The sequence below is a fragment of the Aeromonas crassostreae genome, from assembly GCF_054052445.1.
In genome coordinates this window covers 112821-132938 of record NZ_JBSTYM010000008.1, presented here as the reverse complement: position 1 = coordinate 132938, position 20118 = coordinate 112821, and the positions used below count along the sequence as shown (strand labels likewise).

Below are 20118 nucleotides of genomic sequence, written 5' to 3'. Positions count from 1 at the left end.
CACCCCCCTGTCAAACCCAAACCCGCCAACAGAAAGCCCGGCCGGGGCCGGGCTGTCGACTCTGTGTTCGGGATCACAGGTGCTGGGGCTGGAAGCTGACTCGATCAAATCCATAGATGTCGCTGCGCAGCTGCTGGCGCCCGTCACCGTCGATCCAGCTGCTCCAGTAGACGGTAAACACCGGGGTCGGCGTGCTGAGGGGCAACCACTTGGTCTTCTCCTCCTTCAGCAGGCTGGCCACCTTGTCCGGCTGGTAGCGGGAGTCGGCCAGCAGCAGCTCGGCCAGATCATCGGCATGTTCGACCCGGATGCAGCCCGAGCTGAAGGCCCGCGCCCCCTGCTCGAACAGCCGCTTGCCCGGGGTCGAGTGGAGATAGATGGCGTCATTGTTGGGCAGGTAGAACTTGTAACGGCCCAGGGCGTTGTGGTCCCCCGGCTTTTGCCGCAACCGGTAGGGGAAGCCCTCGGCCAGGGCCTGGTGCCACTGCTCCTCGGTGAAGTAGAGGGGGTTGCCTGCGCTGTCCGTCACCTCGAACCGCTCCCGGGCGAGGTAACCCGGATCCCGGCTCAGCTTGGGCAGTATGTCCTTGCTCAGGATGGATCTGGGCACATGCCAGGCGGGATTGAGCACCACGGAGCGGATCTCGCTGGCGAGGATGGGGGTCTCCCGCTGCTCCTTGCCGACGATGACCCGGCTGGTGAACACCTCGCTTCCCCCCTGCACCACGCTCAGCCGATAGTCGGGAATATTGACCAGCACGTAGCGGCTGCCCACCAGATGATCCACCAGGTCCCGCCGCCAGAGATTACGCAGCAGCAGGCTGGCACGCACCAGGGGCCCCGTGTTGAGCCAGGCCAGGGTACGGCGACCTATGATGCCGTCGGCGGTCAGGCCGTGACGGCCCTGAAACAGCCTGATCGCCTGCTCGGTCTCGGGATCATAGATCTCGTCTTCGTGGGCGGGGGCGACATCGCCGAGCTCGTTGAGCATGGCGCGGATCTGCCCGAGTGCGGGGGAAGGCTCGCCCAGTCGCAGGGTCGGCATGGCGAGGGTCGGCCAGTCGCTGGCCATGGGCAGGGTCAGCAGGCGCGCCACCTGGACCCGCACCGCATCGTATTCGGCCACCTGGGGCCGCAGGCTCCTGATCTGGTCGAGCAGATCGCCCCCCTCGGGCGGCTGGACCGGGGGCAGGGAGAGATCCAGTTTCTGGGTCTTGAGCTGCTCGCGCGCGACCAGGTCCATGGCGCGCCACCCTTGCTGGAAGCGGGTCAGCTTGCCAAACGCCTCGTCATAGAGGGGACCACGCGCCTGCTCGGGCGTGGCCTTGAGCCGCTGCCACAGGGGCTTGAACTCGGGGTGCAGCTGGGCCAGCACCGCCTCCTGCAGCTGCTGCTCCAACTCGTGCCTGGCCTGTTCTGCCCTGGCATCCTGGTACCACTCATGGGTCCCGCTCGCCGCACTCACCACCACGGCGGTCTCGGTGGCCTGTGCCAGTCCCAGCGGCCAGCATCCCAGCCACATCAGGTTTGCCAATGCCAGCCAATACTTCTTTGCCATGTGAACCTCAATTCATCCGAACATTGCTTGCAATCGAAACGACCCGACTGCCTGCCCATGATGCGACAATCGGCGCGGGCTGGCCAGCATACCGGCAGCGAGCGGCTAGCGCACCCGGGTGTAGCGCCGCCAGACTCGCTCATATTCACCCGTTGCCTTGAAGTCAGCCAGCGTCTGGTTGAACTGCGCCAGGAAGTGGGCAGAGACCGTCAACCGACTCAGCATGAAATAGCTCGGCGACTCGTACACCACCATGGGATGAGATGAGAACTGGCCACTCATCCCCGCCTGGCTGAGCCCGCTGGAGGTCGCCAGCATATCCCCGAGAAACCCGTCGATGCGTCCCCGGAGCAGCTTGTTGTAATTCTGTTTATCGCTCACCGCGCTCACTTGCCCGGGATAACGATCGAGCAAGGCCATCACCTCATCACCGTAAAAGTAATCCTTGGTGATCCCCAGCCTGTAGCCCTTGGCCAACCAGCTCGCCAGATCCTGCTCGTCATACTGCTTTCCCTGACGCACCCACAACAGGGTGCGCCCCGGATTGTAGGGATCGGAAAAATAGGCATAACGGGCACGCTCGTCGTTGATGTTGGCTTCCATCGCCACATCGATCTCGCCATGCTCCATCTCATGGAGCACCCGCTTCCACGGCAACTCCAGATAGGCGACCTTGCAGCCCATTCTGGCCAGCACGGCGGACAATACCTCGACGGCATATCCACGCATCTGCGAGGGCGAATCCGCTTCATAGTAATGATAGGGAGGCCAATTATCGAAACCGACCCGCAGCGGAGAGGGGCACAGGGCCGACGCCCACAACGCAGGGGACAGCAACAGGGCGAACAGAGGGAGGAGTAGGCGAGTCATGGGGCATCCTTGCGCAGAGTGACTCCATCATAAAGGGAGAAAGATGACATGGCGACTGCTCCCGCCGAAAAACAGATGTCAAGGCATGACGCACCCTTCTTCCCAACCCCGACCCGCCATCTGCCCCCGAGGCCCGTCATTCGCCGCCCTCGGGGATTGCTACCCATTCGACGCCAAACCATCCCGAATCCGCGAGGTGGTGAGGGGGCTGTAGCGGGCATAAGCTGGGGTTAATATCTGACCAAATATTTTTTTGTGATCCACTATGCTTTTTTTGCAATTGGATTAGCATATGCGCGGTTAGCCCCACCACAGGCCGTAGAGAGCAACATGACTTACAAAAAGTTCGGATTCATCACAGCCATCCTCGCCTTGAGCGGCTTTTATCTCTACACCCTCTATCTGGCCGCCCACCCCGATGTGAGCCTGGCCTACCGCCTCTATTACCTGGAAGGCAAGACCCGCTTCTGGGAACACAACTCCAGCATGACCTATCGGGTGGGCAATGAGCTCAACCTGACCAAGCCGAGCCGCTTCCTCTCCAGCGAAGGCTGGGCCAAGAAACCGAGCGAACAAGGCACCCAGCTGAGCGGCCAGGGCGGCCTCTATTTCCTGCTGCCCCAGCGCGGCGCGGCCAACACCCTGACGGTACGGGCCCGCATCAACAGCCCGGAGGCGGGCGCCCTGCTCAAGGTCGCCATGGGCAATGACTTCGTCACCACGGTCAAGCTGGCCAAGGCGGGGCTGAACGAGATCAACTTCCGCCTGCCCGGTGAGGCCCTGAACCAGGATCCCAAACAGCTCAACTTCCTGGCTCTGTCGACCGTCACCCCGCTCAATGTCGAATCCCTGCGCCTGACCGCAGAGCCGAGTCGCCCCCTTCTCCACTGAAGTCCCCGTTCTCCCATAAGGACAGCCCCATGTCGCAAGCCGATTTCCGACTCTCTCTGGTCGTGCCCGTTTATAACGAGGAAGAGAGCATAGATGCCTTCATTGCCGCGATAGACACAGAACTTGCCTCCATCAGGGAGCACCTGGAGATCGTCTTCGTCAACGACGGCAGCCGTGACAGCACCCGCGAGGTGATCGAGCGGGCCATCGCCCGGGATCCGCGCGTCACCCTGGTCAACCTGGCCCGCAACTTCGGCAAGGAGGCGGCCATGACCGCCGGCCTGAACCAGGCTCGCGGCGATGCCATGGTGCCCATGGATGTGGACTTGCAAGATCCCCCCTCCCTCATCCTGGAGTTCGTCAAGCTGTGGCAGAGCGGTGACTACGACACCGTCTATGGCATCCGGGTCGATCGCAGCGCCGACACCCCGATGAAGCGGATCACCGCAGGCGGCTTCTATCGCTTCTTCAACATGCTCTCCAGCACCACCAAGCTGCCGGAGAATGCCGGTGATTTTCGCCTGATCGATCGCCGGGTGGTGGAGGCGCTCAAGCAGCTGCCCGAACGCAACCGCTTCATGAAGGGCCTGTTCGCCTGGGCCGGTTTTCGCGCGGTCGGCGTGCCTTACGAGCGCCCCGCCCGTCACGCCGGCGAGACCAAGTTCAACTACTGGAAGCTGTGGAACTTCGCCCTCGACGGCCTGATGAGCTTCTCCAGCTGGCCGCTGCGGGTGTGGAGCTATGTGGGGATCGGGGTCTCCTTCATCGCCTTCCTCTACATCCTCAAGATAGTGACCCAGGTGCTCTTCTTTGGCATCGACGTGCCCGGCTACGCCTCCCTGATGTCGGTGGTGCTCTTCCTCGGCGGCATCCAGCTGTTGTCGCTCGGCATCATAGGCGAGTACATAGGCCGCATGTTCGTGGAGGTGAAACAGCGCCCCGTCTACCTCATCGAAGGGGTCTACGGCCAATATGCCGCCGATGAGGCGACCAAGCCCGCTGCGCGCAAGAGCCGGGCCAAGGCGGCCAAGCCGGTGCCAACCGCGAAAGGAAGCGACGACCAGGAGCAGCAGACCCCATGATCTCCCGGGATGAATGCTGGCGTCTGGTGCGCTTCGGTTTCGTCGGCGGGGGTGCCACCCTGGTGGATCTGGGCACCTCCTTCGCCCTGTTTCATGGCTGGCCGGGCATCAATGAGCACCTGGTCACCACCCTCGCCTTCCTGATCGCCTTCTGGTTCTCCTTCTTCGGGCACAGGTACATCACCTTCCAGAAGCAGGGCGCTGCCGGCAAGTTCCTGCTGGTGGCCCTCTTCTCCCTGGCGGTGCGCAACCTGATCCTGAGCGGCCTGCTGTTTGCCGGGCTCTCCGGTCTGCTGCCCGTGGTCATCGCCACCCTGACGGTGACCGTGCTGACCTATGTTCTCTCCCGTATCTGGGTATTTGCCTGATGAGTGACCTGACCCTGTCCCAGGGGGCGAGCGCCCCCTATCGCCCCTCCCTGCGCCTCGATGGCCGGGACTGGCTGCTGATCCTCGCCGCCTTCTTCCTGAGCCGGCTCGCCCTGTACGGCATGGGCTACTTCGGTACCCAGCTCTACGGCCCCGACGTCGGCCCCTTCCAGGCCTATTGCCAGTTCGACTGCGTCTGGTTCCAGCGCATCATAGAGAACGGCTATGATCTCTACCCGCGCTGGCTCAGCAAGGGCAATGCGGCGAACTGGGCCTTCATGCCCCTCTACCCCATACTGGCCGGCAGCATCTCCAACCTGCTCGAGGTCGAGAGCCTGTTCGGGCTGATGCTGGTGGCCAACCTCGCCTTCTTCATCAGCCTGCCGCTGATGCTGCTGGTGTTGCGCCAGCTCAAGCTGGGGGAAGAGACCGCCCGCTTCGGGGTCTGGCTGCTCGCCTTCTCCCCCTTCTCGGCCTACTTCGTCTCGGGCTACACCGAGCCCATGTTCATGGCGCTCATGCTGGGCATGTTCCTGTTCGCCTATCGGGAGCAGTGGCTCATGGTCGCCTTGCTCGGCATCTTCATCTCAGGGACCCGCAATCTGGGGGTCATGATGGTGTTCCCCGTGCTGATCCTGGCGCTGCAGGCCTACGGCTGGCGGGAGTTCTTCCGCTTCACCGAGCGCACCCTCAAGGTGGTGTTCACCCTCTGGCTGATCCCCTTTGGTCTGTTCGCCTACATGGTCTATCTGCACAACCTGGTGGGGGATGCCTTCGCCTTCAAGCACATCCAGGTCGCCTGGGGCCGCGAAATGGACAGCCCGCTGGACTGGTGGCTGAGCGGCTTCGAGCTGGGGGGACGCAAGGCCTATCTCTCCATCATGGTGATGTTTGGCTGGGCCCTGAACCTCTATCTGTTCAGCCAGAAACGCTGGGCCGAGGCGACCCTGATGTTCATCTGCTGCACCATTCCGCTGATGACGGGGCTCAACGCCATGCCCCGTTACATGTTCGGCCTCTACCCGACCCTGCTGGCCATCATACTGCTGACCCACCGCTGGCCCGCCCTGCGCCCGGCCGTGCTCTGCATCAGCGGCATGGTGGCCTCCTTCATCGCGGTCGCCTTCGTCAACCACCTCTTCTTCACCGTCTGATCCCGGGACGAGGCAGACAACCATGCCAGCATGCCGGTCGAGGGACCGGCATTTTTCTGGCGACGCTGCTCCCCCGCTTTGCCCCCGTCACACTTTCCCATCCTTGAAAACGTAACCAGGGTCACCGAGCTCACAGATCGGCATTTTGCCGATCCAAGGAGGCGCCCCCCCCTCCTAGAATGGGCGCTTATCCGAACTGCTCTGCTCAAGGAATGGCATATGCGCCCCTCTCCCCGCTTCTCCCCCCTGTGGCTCGCCCTGCTGGCCGGTCCGCTGCTCCCCCATCAGGCGTTGGCCGCCCCCGAGGTCCGTCTCCATGTGGACGACAAGCCGGTCGGCGACGCCGTGGCGCTGGACAAGGGCATGGTCACCCTGACCCACCCCCTGGCCAAGGGCAGCCACCAGATCCGCATCAGCGATGCGGGCAACAGCTGCGGCACCAGCTTCGGGCCCACCGAGGCGAGGCCCCTCCCCTTTGGCACCGCCCAGCCCATGGACAAGTGCGCCAAGGGGACAAGTTTCACCCTGCGAGTCGTCCTGGCCGGGGACTACGAGTTCAGCTTCAACCCCGATACCCCCAGCCTCAAGGTGCTGCGGGCGACCAAAAAGATCGAGTTCAAGCGCCAGCCCCCGGCAGAGCCCTGCATCAGCTGGGATGGCGGCCCGGTTACCGTATCCCTGAAAGAGGTCTGGCCCGACGGCACCCGGCTGCGGGACGCCTACTCTGGGCAGGAGGCCGTGGTCAAGGGGGGCAAGCTCACCCTGACGCCGAGCAAGGAGAGCGGCGGCCTGCTGCTGCTCGAACCGGTCAAGGCCGCCAAACCGGTCCCCTTCAGCTGGGATCAGGCGAGCGTCTATTTCCTCCTGACCGACCGCTTCCACAACGGCGACCCCAGCAACGATCACAGCTTCGGCCGCCAGAAGGATGGCCAGGACGAAGTGGCCACCTGGCACGGCGGCGACTTCAAGGGGCTGACCGATAAGCTCGACTACATCAAGTCCCTCGGCATCAACGCCATCTGGATCACCCCCATGGTGGAGCAGGTGCACGGCTTCATCGGCGGTGGCGAACAGGGCAACTTCCCCTTCTACGCCTACCACGGCTACTGGGCACTGGACTTCACCAGGATCGATCCCAACTATGGCGACGAGGAGAGCCTGAAAACCCTGGTGGACGAGGCCCACAGGCGCGGCATGCGCATCATCCTGGATGTGGTGATGAACCACGCAGGTTACGCCACCCTGGCCGACTTGCAGGATCTGGGGCTCACCGATCTGACCCAGAACACCGGCAAGCTGCCGAGCCGATGGAACGAATGGCGCCCGAGCGGCGGCCTCAACTGGCATGGCTACAACCAGTTCATCGACTATCAATCGAGCGATTGGAGCAACAAATGGTGGGGCCCTGACTGGGTGCGCGCCGGTCTGCCCGGCTACCCCCAACCCGGCGCAGACGACGTCACCGGCTCGGTGGCGGGGCTACCGGATTTTCTCACCGAATCAGCCAAACCGGTGGGCCTGCCGCCCCTGCTGGCGGCGAAAAAAGACACCCGGGCCAGGGCGCTGCCCAATGCAAGCGTCAGCGATTACCTCATCGCCTGGCACACCGACTGGGTGCGCCGCTTTGGCATCGACGGCTTTCGGGCCGACACCGTCAAACACCTGGAGCCCGAAGTCTGGGCCAGGCTCAAGCAGGCGGGCACGGCGGCGCTCAAGGAGTGGAAGGCCGCCAACCCGGACAAGGCCCTCGACGATCTGCCCTTCTACCTGGTGGGCGAGGTGTGGGATCACGGGGTCGCCAAGGATTTCTGGTATCAGAACGGCTTCGATTCCCTGATCAACTTCGACTATCAGCGCGAGTTCGCCCTGCCCCAGGCCCAGTGCATGGCAGGCAGCGATCCCACCTATGCCGGCTACGCCAGCCGCATCAACCAGGATCCCGAGTTCAACGTGCTGAGCTACATCAGCTCCCACGACACCAAGCTGTTCTTCGGCGACTATCAGGATGTGCCGCTGCAACGGCGGGTGGCGAGCAGCTTCATGCTGCTGCCGGGGGGCATCCAGCTCTACTACGGCGACGAGTCCGGCCGGGGGCTGGCCAAGGATGGCGGCGTGTTCGATCAGAGCGTACGCTCGGACATGAACTGGCAGGAGCTGGGGAGCGGCGAAAAGGCCGAGCTGGTCAAACACTGGCAACGACTCGGCCAGTTTCGCGCCGCCCACCCGGCCATCGCCGCGGGCAGCCACAAGAAGATTGAAGATGCCCCCTACGCCTTCGTGCGGGAGAAGGGGGATGACAAGGTGGTGGTGGTCTTCGCCGGCCGCCAGCAGTAGCGGCCAAGCCAGCAAGAAAGAGGGGAGCCCATGGCTCCCCTCTCGCGTTTCCCCCTGATCAGGATCAGCCCTGGGGCTGGGCGGCCAGCGCGGGCCACTGGTCGGTGGCGCGGGTCAGGGTCTCCTGCCACAGGGGCCAGGCCAGCAGGTGGCGCTGATAGGCGCCCGCCGCCCCCGGCAACCAGATGCCGTAATTGAACAGCCGCTGCGCCATGACGGCATAGAAAGCATCCACTATGCCGGGGGCGCCGAAGTAGAACCCCGCCCCCGCCTGGGACCAGAGCACCTGCAGCCTGGCCAGTTCGGGCAGCGCCGCCAGGGGCGGCTCCTGCACCCTGGGGGCACCGAGGAAGAAGGGCAGCAGGGCGCGCGTCTGGCCAAACCCGGCATGCAGCTCGGCGCACAGGCTGCGGGCCAGGGCGCGCTCGGCCCGATTAGGCGGATACAAGTGGCGCTCGGGGCAGAGCTCATGCAAGTATTCGGCGATGGCCAGGGAGTCATGCACTCGCACCGCCCCATGGTCCAGCCAGGGCACCAGCCCGGCCGGGGCCTGCTGCTTGAGGCGGTGCATGTCGGCGGCGTCCGCCAGATCGAAGGCCCGCTCGCGCCACGCCAGTCCGCTGAGCCCCACCACCAGGGCGGCTCGCATCGCCCAGGTCGAGCCGGTGCCCACCGTCAATACCATCTCGTCCATCTGCTTCTCCTCTATCCCTGTGCCATCGGCGGCCGGCAGCGGCTATTGACAAGGTTGCAATCTATCCCGGCCAGCCATCACAATTGTCGCGCCACGGGTTTGACCCTCATGGGCGGCGGTGCTAGTTTGGTGTTCCAAAACAAATAGTTAACATCGAGCCATGGACAGCCAATTTACCATCGTCATCGCAGATGACCACCCCCTGTTTCGGGGCGCCCTCTATCAGGCCGTGCACATGGCCATCAGCGATGCCCAGCTGCTGGAAGCGGACTCCATCGACAGCCTGGCCCAGTTGCTGGGGGCCCATGCCGAGGTCGATCTGCTGCTGCTCGATCTCAAGATGCCGGGCGCCAACGGCTTTGAGGGGCTGGTTCACCTGCGCGGCCAGTATCCGGACCTGCCCATCGTCGTGGTCTCGGCCTCGGAGGATCCCGCCATCATTGCCCAGGTGCTGCGACTCGGCGCCCTCGGCTTCATCCCCAAGTCCTCCCCCCTCCAGCAGCTGGTGACGGCCCTCAACGCCGTCATCGCCGGGGATACCTGGCTGCCGGAGGGGATCTCGCTCCAGCCCGAGTGCGAGGATGGCCCCGACTTGGCCAGCAAGCTCGCCAGCCTCACCCCCCAGCAGTACAAGGTGCTGGTGATGCTGCGGGACGGCAGCCTCAACAAGCAGATCGCCTGGGAGCTCAACGTCTCCGAGGCCACCATCAAAGCCCATATCACGGCGATCTTTCGCAAACTCGGGGTCAAGAATCGTACCCAGGCGGTCATTGCGCTCCAGCAGATGGATATCAAGGACGACTGAGCCATCACGGCCTCACCGTGATATGCCGCAAGCTCGGCGCAAAGCATCGCACCCAGGCGGTCATTGCGCTCCAGCAGATGGATAGCAAGGACGACTGAGCCATCACGCCAACCCGGCCATCCCACGGTTTCTTGCTCGACAAATAGCACGATCGTCCTCTATGCTGGCCAGCCGGACCAGAGAGGGGATGTGATGAGCAAGGGCCAGTTGACCCGGGAGTACATTCTGAACCAGGGCTTCGAGCAGGCGAGCATCCAGGGGCTGGAGAGCCTGACCATAGGCTCCCTGGCCAGTGCCTGCGACATGTCCAAGAGCGGCCTGTTCGCCCACTTCCACTCCCGCGACAACCTGCAGATCGCCGTGCTCGAGCATGCCGCCGAGGTGTTCCGGGATCGGGTGATCCAGCCGGTGCGCCGGCAGCAGTATCCCAGCCAGGGCGAGAAGCTGACGGCCCTGCTGCAGGCCTGGCTCGCCTGGAACCAGAGTTTCGCCGGCCGCTGCATGTTCCTCGATGCCTGGACTTCGGCCCAGGAGGGGGCGGTGCAGCAGGCGGCGCGCCAGCTGGTACGCTTCTGGCTCGACTACCTGGCCCGCCAGGTGGTGCAGGGCCAGGCGAAGGGAGAGTGGCGCGGGGATCTGGATCCCTGGCGCGCCGTCTACCGCCTCTATGGCCTCTATCTGGGGGATCAGGTGTTCGGTGCCCTGGGGCTGTGCCAGGATGCCGGGCAGCATTTCTGGCCCGAGGTGGCGGCGCTGCTGGCCAGCTGGCGCGCGCACTCGGCCTGAGGCCGACAGAGGCGCCAGGAAGAGGGCGCCCTGACCCGCTCTCCCAGGCAAGGTCGGCCGGGTCGCTTTTTAGCGCCGACCAGGCTGTTTTTTAAAACCAACAAAAAAGCACGACCGTTCGCAAGGTTGATGACCCGCGTCGCCCCGTGCCGCCACAGGATTGATCCATGAGCAGCAAGATCTACTTCAATACCCGCCGATTCAGCCCGAGCAAGTGGCTGCTGGGCATAGGTACCCGGCTGCACCACGGCCTGGCCCCGCGCCACGCCAGGCGCACCGCCAGCCGGCTGCTGCTGACCCCCCAGCGCAATCAGCGGGATGAGGCCACGCCCGAGGGGCTCGTCCGCCAGGCCGTCCACACCGGCGAGGGTCAGCTGATGAGCTACCGGCTCGGCCAGGGCCCGGTCTGGCTGCTGATGCACGGCTGGTCCGGCAGCGCCAGCCAGCTGTTCCCGCTGATGGAGCAGGTCGCGGCCCGGGGCTTCACCGCCATCGCCTACGACCACCCCGCCCATGGCAACAGCGAGGGCAGCACGGGCCACCTGCCCCGCTTCGTGCGGGCACTGGATGAGCTGATCGAGCGGGTCGGCCCCATCCATGGGGTCATGGCCCACAGCATGGGGGGCGCCGTCGCCCTCTCCAGCCGTCATCCCAGCCTGGAGCGCTGCCCCCTGCTGCTGGTCGCCCCCGTCATCGATTATGTGCCCCAGCTCTACGCCATGGTGGCGCGCTCCGGTTACTCGATGCGGCTGTTCGATGCCGTGGTCAAGGAGATAGAGCAGGAGTACCAGCACCCCCTGAGCGAGGTGGATCCCCTGGCCGCCCTGGCCAGGCGCAGCGGCCCGGCCCTCATCGTCCATGACGAGGCGGACAGGTTCGCCCCCTACCAAGACTCATTGCGTGCCAGCCAGAACGGCCGCACCCGCCTCATCTCCACCCAGGGGCTGGGACATGGCCGCATCCTGGCGAGCCCGGCCCTGTTTGCCGCCTTCGCGCAGCTGAGTCAGTCAGCCCCCTCGGCCTGAGTCGCCAACGGGCCGTGAAAAATGAGATCGCGGCCCATTTTTATCCGGGATACAAGCTCTTATAGTTAAGTGGCGCGGTGGCAACCGCCCTTGCACTCACCATAAGGCGCATCCCTATGGCCAGACCCAATACAGCACTGCTGTTAACCGGCGGTGGCGCACGCGCCGCCTACCAGGTTGGCGCCCTCAAGGCCATTGCCGAACTCTACCCCCGCAACCAGGGGATCCCCTTTCCCATACTGTGCGGCACCTCGGCCGGCGCCCTCAACGCCACCTCCCTCGCCTGCCACGCCTCCTGCTTTCAGCTCGGGGTGCGCAAGCTGGAGTGGGTCTGGCGCCGCTTCGAGACGCACCACATCTTCGATTTTCACCCGGGGCGCCTGCTTTGGCGCCTGCTCTACGAAGGCTCGGCCGGCCTGATCCACCCGGACCCGAACCGCGCCTTCAACCTGTTCGACAACGGCCCCCTGCGCAAGCTGCTCGAGCAGCTCATCGACTATCACCGCATCGATGACAACATCCTCTACGGCAGCCTGGAGGCCCTGGCCATCACGGCATCGGACTACGGGGACGGGCTCAGCACCACCTTCTTCCAGGGGCGCTCCCAGCACCAGCCCTGGCAGCGGGAGCGCAGGCGCGGCATCCGCACCCTGATCACCTCGGATCACCTGCTCGCCTCCAGCGCCCTCCCCTTCGTGTTCCCCGCCACCCGCATCGGCGACAAGTTCTACGGGGATGGCTCCATCCACCAGCTCAGCCCCCTCAGCCCGGCCATCCACCTGGGGGCGGAGCGGATCCTCGCCATCGCCCTGGCCTCGCCCCCCGAGCCCGGCCAGGGCCAGTTCCGGGAGCGGCTGACCAGCTCCCACATCGCCAGCCACCTGCTGGAGACTGTGTTCACCGATACCCTCAACTCGGATCTGGAGCGGCTCGGGCGCATCAACCTCACCCTGTCGCTCATCCCGGAGCGGGACAGGGCCAGGCTCAAGCTCAAGGAGGTGGAAGCCTGCCTGCTGCAGCCGAGCCAGGATCTCGATCTGCTGGCGCTGCCCTTCCTGCCGCAGTTGCCGACCAAGATGCGGCGCCTGCTGCGGATCCTCGGGGTCAAGGGGGATGAGGCCAGCAGCCTGGCCAGCTTCCTGATGTTCGTGCCCGGTTACTGCCAGAAGCTGATCGCCCTCGGCTATCAGGACACCCTGGACGACAGGGAGAGAGTGGCCCGCTTCCTCGACATCCAGGGCCCGCTGACCCAGCCCCAGCCGCGCCAGGCCAGCCCCAGCCGCTAGCCTGACCGTCCCGGCAGCCGCTTCGGCCTACGCTATGACGGCCTTGGCAGGCCTCACCCTCCTTCCAGCAACCGCTGCTCGGCCTGCTCTATGGCGGCATTGGTGCCAAAGAGCACCAGCGTATCCTCCGCCTCCAGCCGTAGATCCCCTCTGGCCTCCAGCACCTCCCCCGCCCGGTGCAGCTCCTTGATGTGCACCGCTCCCAGGGCCAGCTCGTGGACCCGGCGCCCGATGGCCCAGGCCTGGTCGCTGAGTCGCACCGGATGCAGCCGCTCCAGGCCATGGTCCCGCTCCAGTCCCTGGGCGCTCTGCTCGCCCCAGTAGAAACCGTGCAGGAAGGGATACTGGCTGGAGCGCTCCTGCTCCATGCGCCGGATCACCCGGCCTATGGGCACCTCGCAGTGGCGCAGCAGGTGGGAGACCAGCATCAGGGTCCCCTCCTGGGATTCGGGCACCACCTCATGGGCCCCCGCCTGCTTGTACTGCTCGAGCAGGCGGTCGTCCCGGGTACGCACCAGCACCTTGACCCCCGCGACCAGCTGGGGGATGAGGGCGAGCATGGCGTCGATCCGCTTGGCATCGTCGAAGGTGATGATCACCAGCCTGGCCCGGGTCAGGCCGGCCGCCAGCAGAATGTCGCGCCGGCTGGCGTCGCCGAAGGCCACCTGCTCCCCCGCCAGCTTGGCCTCGCCCACCCGCTCGGGATCCAGATCCAGGGCCAGGAAGGGGATCCCCTCCAGCTTGAGGAAACGGGCGCAGGTCTGGCCGGCCCGGCCGAAGCCGGCGATGATGACGTGGCCGCTCTTGCCAAGACCGGATTGGGCCAGTTCCGATTCCCCGAGCAAGGGGGAGCGACTCAGCCAGCGCGCCAGCTCCCGGGAGCGTCCCACCAGCCAGGGGGTGAGGGCGATGGAGACGACCCCGACCCCGATCAGCAGGGAGACGAGACGCTGGCCCAGCATGCCGTATTGGTGGGCCAGGGCCAGCAGCACGAAGCCAAACTCCCCGACCTGGCTGAGCATGATGCCCGCCGCCAGGGCGTCGCGCTTGCGCTCCCCCATCAGGCGCCCCGCCAGCAGCACCAGCAGGGACTTGAGCAGCATCAGCAGCAGGACGAAGCCCATCAGCTGCCCCCCATGGCGCACCACCAGCAGCCAGTCCATGGCCATGCCGATGGTGACGAAGAAGAGCCCCATCAGCACGTCGCGAAACGGCTTGATGTCCACCTCCAGCTGGTGGCGGTAGTGGGACTCGCCCAGCATCATGCCCGCCAGGAAGGCCCCCAGGGCCATGGAGAGCCCCATCCATTGGGTCAGGGAGGCGGCGAGCAGGGCCACCAGCAGGGCGCTCAGGACAAACAGCTCGTCGGAGCGGGCCCGGGCCACCTCGTGAAACAGGGAGGGCAGCAGCCACTTGCCCACCGCCAGCAGGCCGAGCAGGGCCAGGATCCCCTTGAAGGAGGCCCAGGAGAGGGCCGCCAGCAGGGCTTCTCCCTGGGCCTCGGGTTCGGCCAGTATGGGGATCATCACCAGCAGGGGCACCACGGCGAGATCCTGAAACAGCAGGACGCTGACCCCCAGCTGGGCCCGCCGGGTATGGAGCTGCTTCTGCTCCCCCAGCTGCTTGATCACCACGGCGGTCGAGGAGAGGCTGAGGGTGCCGGCCACCACCAGGGCCTGGGGCAGGGTCAGCCCCCACAGCCAGCCCAGCCAGCAGAACAGCGCCGTGGTCAGCACCACCTGCAGGCCCCCCACCCCGACCACCAGGCTGCGCATGGCGATGAGCTTGGAGAGGGAGAACTCGAGGCCGAGGGAGAACATCAGGAAGACCACCCCCAGCTCCCCCAGGGTGTGCATCATGGCCTGCTCCTTCACCAGCACCAGGCCGTGGGGGCCCAGCAACACGCCGGCGATCAGGTAGGCGAGGATCACCGGCAGTCCCAGGCGCCGGAAAACCGCCACCAGCACGACGGCGGCACAGAGCAGGATCAAGAATTCCGTATACAATTTTTCCTCCATTTTTATCGACTTAAGTCTAGCCAGCCTGAGTTGGCCCCATAGAACATATTTTGGGCACAGCTTTTGCATTTCGACTGCGAAGGGTGGGCCAGAGGGCCGCTAGGTGAGGAAAGAGAGTGGATAATTCAACATCTTGGAGAGGGGCAAACGCCGCGGTCGGCTTCGATGCAACCCAGTGGATCCGCCAGCTGGATCACCAGGCGCCCGCCCTCAAGCAGCCGGGCAACGGCCTGCTCGAGCGCCTGCTCGGCCAGCAGACCCTGAGCAAGCTGCTGGCAATCTTTGCCCGCACGGCGGCAAGGGTTGTCCGCATTCACAGTCTCTGCCTCGAGGGGCCGGTTCACCACAGCCTGATCCAGTGTCTGCCCCAGGAACAGGTCAGCCTGCACAGCCACCAGTTCCCCCTCAAGGACAGTCACGGCCTCTGCCTTGGCCAGCTCCACTACCAGCTGACCCAGGCTCCGAGCGAGGGGCAGATCGCCGAGTTGCAGAGCTGCCATCGCCAGCTGCAGTTGGCCCTGCCCCTCTACCTGCGCCTGGCCAATCTGGAGCAGCAGGTGCGCCTCGATCACCTGACTGGCCTCGGCAACCGCGCCTACTTCGACGAGGCCCTCGGCCGCGCCGTGGAGCAGCACAGCCGGGACCCCCATGGCCTGGTGCTGGTGCTGCTGGATCTCGACAGATTCAAGCAGATCAACGACACCTGGGGTCACCCGGTGGGCGATCTGGTGCTCAGCCGCTTCGCCCAGCTGCTGGGGCAGAGCATTCGCGCCACGGATCAGGCGTTTCGCCTCGGCGGCGACGAATTTGCCCTGTTGCTGCAACCCGCCGAACCCGAGGCCTGGCGCCCGGTCTGGCTGCGGCTGCAACAGATGCTGCGCAGCCATCAGGAGCTGGCCAGCTTCTCGGTCGGTTGCACCCTGGGGGCCGCCTGCTGGCAACCCGGCATGGATGTCTACACCCTGTACGAGACGGCCGACAGCCACCTCTACGCCCGCAAGAAGGCGGACGGAACGGCCTGAGACTGACAGCCCTGGTGCCCGCAAGCAAGCGGACAAAACGGCCTGACCCAAGCCGCCACTGGCATGGCGGCATGAACACAGCAAAACAGCGAGGCGGCCATTGGCCGCCTCGGTGTTTTCATGGCAAGGGGCCGTCCCCCTCCTTTGGGCTGGCGGGCGGGCCCTGCCGCAGCCAGGCCAGCCCCTGCGGGCCCGTGCGGGCGAATCCCTCGCAGATGAACAGACCCGGCACGGCGGCCGGCTGCTCCCCATAGAAGAGGATGGGCACGCGGCCCCGCTGCCAGGAGGGGATGCCGTACTCCTGCCACAGCTTCTTGAGGCGGCGGCTCCCGCCCCGTCCCAGGGGCCTCAAGGTCTGGCCCGGCGCCACCGCGAAGCGCAGGGAGAGGGGTTCATCGGCTCGGGGCAGCCGCAGGGGCCCCTCGTCGCTTAGGATCAGGCCCAGGGTGCCCAGATCCTCCGGCAGGGTCGCCCTCACCCCCGGGGTGAGGGGGATCTGAGCGCTCAGGGGGGCGAGATCCTGGCGTACCAGATGGAGCAATCCCTGATGGCGGCGGCAGCTCACCCGCCCCCAGTTGAGCTGGGGGTTGGCATCGGGGCGGGCCAGCACCAGCTCGTCCCAGAGCCGGGCCAGCTGATCCCGGGCCGGCATCTCCCCCCCCTGGCGCCGGATCCAGTGGCGCAGCAGGTTGTTGCGCCTGGCCGGACTCAGCTCATGGAGCGGGGCGATGCGCAGCGCCTCCCCGGCCCCCGCCCGTTGCCAATCCCCCTCGGCCAGCTCGGCGAGGAGCGCCTCCTGCTCGGCGCACAGGGCCATGCTACGGGCCGCCGTCTCTGCGATGGCGGGCCAGCGCGCCTTGAGCCCAGGGATCACCTGCTGGCGCAGGAAGTTGCGATCGTAACTCACATCCTGGTTGCTCTCATCCTCGACCCAGCTCACCCCGGCCTCCCCCACCGCCTCGGCCAGCACCTGACGGGGCTCCGCCAGCAGGGGGCGCAGCAAGAGCCCGTCGGCGAAGGGCTGGCTCGGCAGTATCCCGGCCAGGCCCCGGGGGCCGGCGCCACGCTTGAGGGCCAGCAACAGGGTCTCCAGCTGATCGTCCTGATGGTGGGCGGTGAGCAGCCAGCCGCCGGGGGGCAGGGCCGCCCCCAGCCTGGCGTAGCGCGCGCTGCGGGCCTGGGCCTCGAGACTCTCGCCATTGCCTCGCGCCAGCGCCACCCGCTCCACCTGCAACGCCACCCCCAGCTGCTGACAGAAGGCGGCGCAGCGCTCGGCCCACTCGTCGGCGTGAGGACTCAGACCATGGTGCACATGCAGGGCGCCCAGGGGCAGTCGATGCTCCCGGGCGTAACGCTCGGCCAGCAGCAGCAGCAGGGTGGAATCCAGGCCGCCACTGTACGCCACCAGCAGGGCGCTGGAACTTGTTGGCGTCGGCAGGGTCTGACAGAAACGTGAATAGAGTCGAGAAATCATAGGCTTCCCCAGGATGGACGAGCCATCTTAGCAGATGCGGGCTTATCAAGCTGTACCCCGGCTGTTAGAGTGAAATCGCCTGCTCGCCCCTTGAGCAAGGAAGCAAATGACCCGAATTGGAACCATAAGAATGCACAACAAGAAAAGCATACTGGCCGGGCTCATCACCCTGGCACTGCTGGCTGCTGGTTGCAGCCAGGGAGACCGTCAGAGTCAGGCTCGCTCAGGGCTGACGCTGGCCAACATGGATACCGGCGTCAAGCCGGGCGACGATTTCTTCCGTTATGCCAACGGCCGCTGGCTCGCCAGCGCCCGGATCCCCGACGACAGGCCCGCCGACGGCGCCTTCTACACCCTGCGCGACAAGTCCCTGGCGGACGTGCGCACCCTGATAGAAGCCCTGCCCAAGGATGCGCCCCAGGGCTCGGAAGATCAGCAGATCCGCGATTTTTACGCCAGCTATCTGGATCAGGCGACCCGGGATGCCAGGGGCATGAGCCCGCTGCGTCCCCTGCTCGCCGAGCTGGATGGGGTGAGCGACAGCCAGAGCCTGGCCCGCGCCCTGGCCCGCGCCGGCAAGGTCGGCGGCAATGCCCCCTTCGGCTTCTGGATAGGGCCGGATGCCAAGGCGCCGAGCCAGTACATCGTCCATCTAGGCCAGTCCGGCCTCGGCCTGCCGGACAGGGACTACTACCTCAAGACAGATGCGGCCAGCGTGAACCTGCGCCGGCAGTACCAGCAGCACATCGCCACCATGCTGGGCCGGGCCGGCGAGGACGATACCAAGGCCAAGGCCGCGCAGATTGTGGCGCTGGAGACCGCCATCGCCCGCATCCAGTGGGACAAGGTGGCGCTGCGGGACAGGGAGAAGAGCTACAACAAGCTGGCCATGGACGAGCTCGGCCGCCTCGCCCCCCATATCGACTGGCAGAGCTATCTCGCCGAGGCGGGGATCGCCCATCAGCGCCAGCTGATCCTGGGGCAGCCCGGCTACCTCCAGGCCCTGGACCAGCTGATGGCCCAGACCCCGGCCACCCAGTGGCGCAGCTACCTCAAGTGGCAGCTCATCAGCGACTATGCCCCCTACCTCGACGGCGAGACCGACCGGGCCAACTTCGCCTTCTTCGGCACCACCCTGAGCGGCACCCCCAAGCAGCGCGCCCCCTGGGAGCGGGCCCTGGCGGTGCTCGATGCCCACCTGGGGGAGGCGGTCGGCAAGCGCTACGTGGCGCAATACTTCCCCCCCGAGGCCAAGGCCCGCATGGAGCAGCTGGTGGAGAACCTGCGCACCGCCTATGGCCAGAGCATCGAGGAGCTGGACTGGATGTCGCCGGACACCAAGCGCCAGGCCAGGGAGAAGCTCGCCAAGTTCAGGCCCAAGATAGGCTACCCGGACAGGTGGCGGGACTACGGCGGCATCCGGGTCGAGCCCGATGATCTGGTGGGCAACCTGATGCGGGCCCGCGCCTTCGAATACCAGGAGAGCCTGGCTCGCCTCGGCACCCCGGTCGACAAGGATCTCTGGTACATGTCGCCCCAGACGGTGAACGCCTACTACAACCCGAGCAACAACGAGATCGTCTTCCCGGCCGCCATACTGCAACCCCCCTTCTTCGACATGGCGGCGGACGATGCGGTCAACTACGGCGCCATCGGCGGGGTGATCGGCCACGAGATGGGACACGGCTTCGATGATCAGGGGGCCAAATCCGACGGCGACGGCGTGCTGCGCGACTGGTGGACGGCGCAGGATCTCAAGGAGTTTCGCTTTCGCACCAGCCGGCTGGTGGCCCAGTACAACCGCTTCGAGCCCATCGACGGCCAGTTCGTCAACGGCCAGTTCACCCTGGGGGAGAACATTGGCGATCTCGGCGGCCTCACCATAGCCCACAAGGCCTACGAGATCTCCCTGGCCGGCAAGGAGGCACCTGTGCTGGATGGTTTCACCGGGGAGCAGCGTTTCTTCCTCGGCTGGGCCCAGGTGTGGAAGGGCAAGTATCGCCCCGAGCTGATGCAGATGCTGCTCGCCTCGGATCCCCACTCCCCGCCCGAATACAGGGTCAATGGGGTGGTGCCGAACATCCCCGCCTTCTACGAGGCATTCAACATCGATCCCCAGGACAAGCTCTATCTGGCCCCGGCCAAGCGGGTCAAGATCTGGTGATCACCGGCGCTCGGGCAGGGGGCGGCCGACCAGCGGCCCCCTGCCCGTCACAGACACACAAGCAGCAACAAGGGTTATCTCCATGAAAGTCTTGCTCATTACGCTCGGCCTGCTCGGCCTGCCCCTGACGACCCAGGCGGCGGACGGTTTCTTCCAGCAACTGACCCTGCCCACGGGCCAGGTGATCACCGTCGGCGAGGGACGCGGCGAGCCCGCCTCCACCGGCAGCTACGACGTGCGCCTCTACACGGGGGCCAACCCCGAGTTTCCCCTGGATCAGTTCATCGACGGCAAGGTGATGCCGCGAGACGGCAGCATCAAGGCCCTCAAGCTGCAGGATCTCGATGGCGACAGGCAGCCCGAGCTCATCGTCATCGTCGAGAGCGCCGGCAGCGGCAGCTACCTGAGCGCCGACGCCTTCATCATCTTGCCCCAGAAGGGGCTGGAGAGCGTCAACCACGTGGAGGGGCTGGCCCCCGGCGAGGACGTGATAGAGGCACTGCGCACCCCGGCAGACTGACCGGAGCTGCCATGAAGAGACGCCCCCTTCAACCCGGCCTCGGCTGGGTTGAAGAGGGTGAGGCTCC

At 65.7% G+C, this 20118-nt stretch carries 17 protein-coding genes; 12 read left to right on the top strand and 5 right to left on the bottom strand.

Annotation, left to right across the window (positions count from 1 at the left end):
• Positions 1-73: 73 nt before the first annotated feature.
• Positions 74-1558 carry a L,D-transpeptidase family protein gene (locus ACW5W4_RS08645; protein WP_456689094.1) on the bottom strand — a complete coding sequence of 495 codons (1485 nt, stop codon included), beginning with the start codon at positions 1556-1558 and terminating at the stop codon, positions 74-76.
• A 105-nt stretch (positions 1559-1663) separates the two neighbouring features.
• Positions 1664-2428 carry a substrate-binding periplasmic protein gene (locus ACW5W4_RS08640; protein WP_456689093.1) on the bottom strand — a complete coding sequence of 255 codons (765 nt, stop codon included), beginning with the start codon at positions 2426-2428 and terminating at the stop codon, positions 1664-1666.
• 330 nt (positions 2429-2758) lie between these two features.
• On the opposite strand from ACW5W4_RS08640, the gene ACW5W4_RS08635 reads away from it, so the two are divergent.
• The 5 genes from ACW5W4_RS08635 (at position 2759) to ACW5W4_RS08615 (ending at position 8257) form a co-directional block, all read left to right on the top strand.
• Positions 2759-3319, top strand: coding sequence for a hypothetical protein (locus ACW5W4_RS08635; RefSeq protein WP_427260725.1), 561 nt, complete (start codon positions 2759-2761; stop codon positions 3317-3319).
• Between the two features lie 29 nt (positions 3320-3348).
• Positions 3349-4401, top strand: a complete 1053-nt coding sequence (locus ACW5W4_RS08630) for a glycosyltransferase family 2 protein (protein WP_456689092.1) — start codon at positions 3349-3351, stop codon at positions 4399-4401.
• Positions 4398-4769 carry a GtrA family protein gene (locus tag ACW5W4_RS08625; protein ID WP_041993472.1) on the top strand — a complete coding sequence of 124 codons (372 nt, stop codon included), beginning with the start codon at positions 4398-4400 and terminating at the stop codon, positions 4767-4769. Before ACW5W4_RS08630 ends, ACW5W4_RS08625 begins: the two co-directional genes overlap by 4 nt.
• Positions 4769-5923 carry a hypothetical protein gene (locus tag ACW5W4_RS08620; protein WP_456689091.1) on the top strand — a complete coding sequence of 385 codons (1155 nt, stop codon included), beginning with the start codon at positions 4769-4771 and terminating at the stop codon, positions 5921-5923. Before ACW5W4_RS08625 ends, ACW5W4_RS08620 begins: the two co-directional genes overlap by 1 nt.
• Positions 5924-6142: 219 nt before the next feature.
• Entirely contained in the window at positions 6143-8257 is a 2115-nt protein-coding gene (locus ACW5W4_RS08615; protein WP_456689090.1) for an alpha-amylase, read from the top strand.
• A 64-nt stretch (positions 8258-8321) separates the two neighbouring features.
• Here the strand turns inward: ACW5W4_RS08615 and ACW5W4_RS08610 are convergent, their stop codons facing one another.
• On the bottom strand, positions 8322-8951 hold the full coding sequence (locus ACW5W4_RS08610; RefSeq protein WP_456689089.1) for a glutathione S-transferase N-terminal domain-containing protein: 630 nt from the start codon (positions 8949-8951) through the stop codon (positions 8322-8324).
• 160 nt (positions 8952-9111) lie between these two features.
• Between ACW5W4_RS08610 and ACW5W4_RS08605 the strand changes: the two genes are divergently transcribed.
• From ACW5W4_RS08605 to ACW5W4_RS08590, 4 genes are all read left to right on the top strand, one after another.
• On the top strand, positions 9112-9756 hold the full coding sequence (locus tag ACW5W4_RS08605; RefSeq protein WP_456689088.1) for a response regulator: 645 nt from the start codon (positions 9112-9114) through the stop codon (positions 9754-9756).
• A 192-nt stretch (positions 9757-9948) separates the two neighbouring features.
• Entirely contained in the window at positions 9949-10542 is a 594-nt protein-coding gene (locus tag ACW5W4_RS08600) for a TetR/AcrR family transcriptional regulator (protein WP_456689118.1), read from the top strand.
• Between the two features lie 167 nt (positions 10543-10709).
• Positions 10710-11567, top strand: a complete 858-nt coding sequence (locus ACW5W4_RS08595; RefSeq protein WP_456689087.1) for an alpha/beta fold hydrolase — start codon at positions 10710-10712, stop codon at positions 11565-11567.
• 116 nt (positions 11568-11683) lie between these two features.
• Positions 11684-12853, top strand: a complete 1170-nt coding sequence (locus ACW5W4_RS08590; protein WP_456689086.1) for a patatin-like phospholipase family protein — start codon at positions 11684-11686, stop codon at positions 12851-12853.
• A 53-nt stretch (positions 12854-12906) separates the two neighbouring features.
• Here ACW5W4_RS08590 and ACW5W4_RS08585 read toward each other — a convergent pair whose 3' ends face one another.
• Positions 12907-14859 (bottom strand): monovalent cation:proton antiporter-2 (CPA2) family protein, encoded by a 1953-nt coding sequence (locus ACW5W4_RS08585; protein WP_456689085.1) that lies wholly within the window; start codon positions 14857-14859, stop codon positions 12907-12909.
• A gap of 128 nt (positions 14860-14987) precedes the next feature.
• Here ACW5W4_RS08585 and ACW5W4_RS08580 point away from each other — a divergent pair, with 128 nt between their 5' ends.
• On the top strand, positions 14988-15893 hold the full coding sequence (locus tag ACW5W4_RS08580) for a GGDEF domain-containing protein (RefSeq protein ID WP_456689084.1): 906 nt from the start codon (positions 14988-14990) through the stop codon (positions 15891-15893).
• Between the two features lie 118 nt (positions 15894-16011).
• Here ACW5W4_RS08580 and tilS read toward each other — a convergent pair whose 3' ends face one another.
• The gene (gene tilS, locus ACW5W4_RS08575; protein WP_456689083.1) at positions 16012-17367 is read right to left on the bottom strand and encodes a tRNA lysidine(34) synthetase TilS; all 1356 of its coding nucleotides are present in this window, start codon (positions 17365-17367) and stop codon (positions 16012-16014) included.
• Positions 17368-17497: 130 nt separating this feature from the next.
• On the opposite strand from tilS, the gene ACW5W4_RS08570 reads away from it, so the two are divergent.
• Together ACW5W4_RS08570 and ACW5W4_RS08565 are read left to right on the top strand one after the other, a co-directional pair.
• The gene (locus tag ACW5W4_RS08570) at positions 17498-19531 is read left to right on the top strand and encodes a M13 family metallopeptidase (protein ID WP_456689082.1); all 2034 of its coding nucleotides are present in this window, start codon (positions 17498-17500) and stop codon (positions 19529-19531) included.
• Positions 19532-19613: 82 nt separating this feature from the next.
• On the top strand, positions 19614-20051 hold the full coding sequence (locus tag ACW5W4_RS08565; protein ID WP_456689081.1) for a PliI family lysozyme inhibitor of I-type lysozyme: 438 nt from the start codon (positions 19614-19616) through the stop codon (positions 20049-20051).
• Positions 20052-20118: the final 67 nt, after the last annotated feature.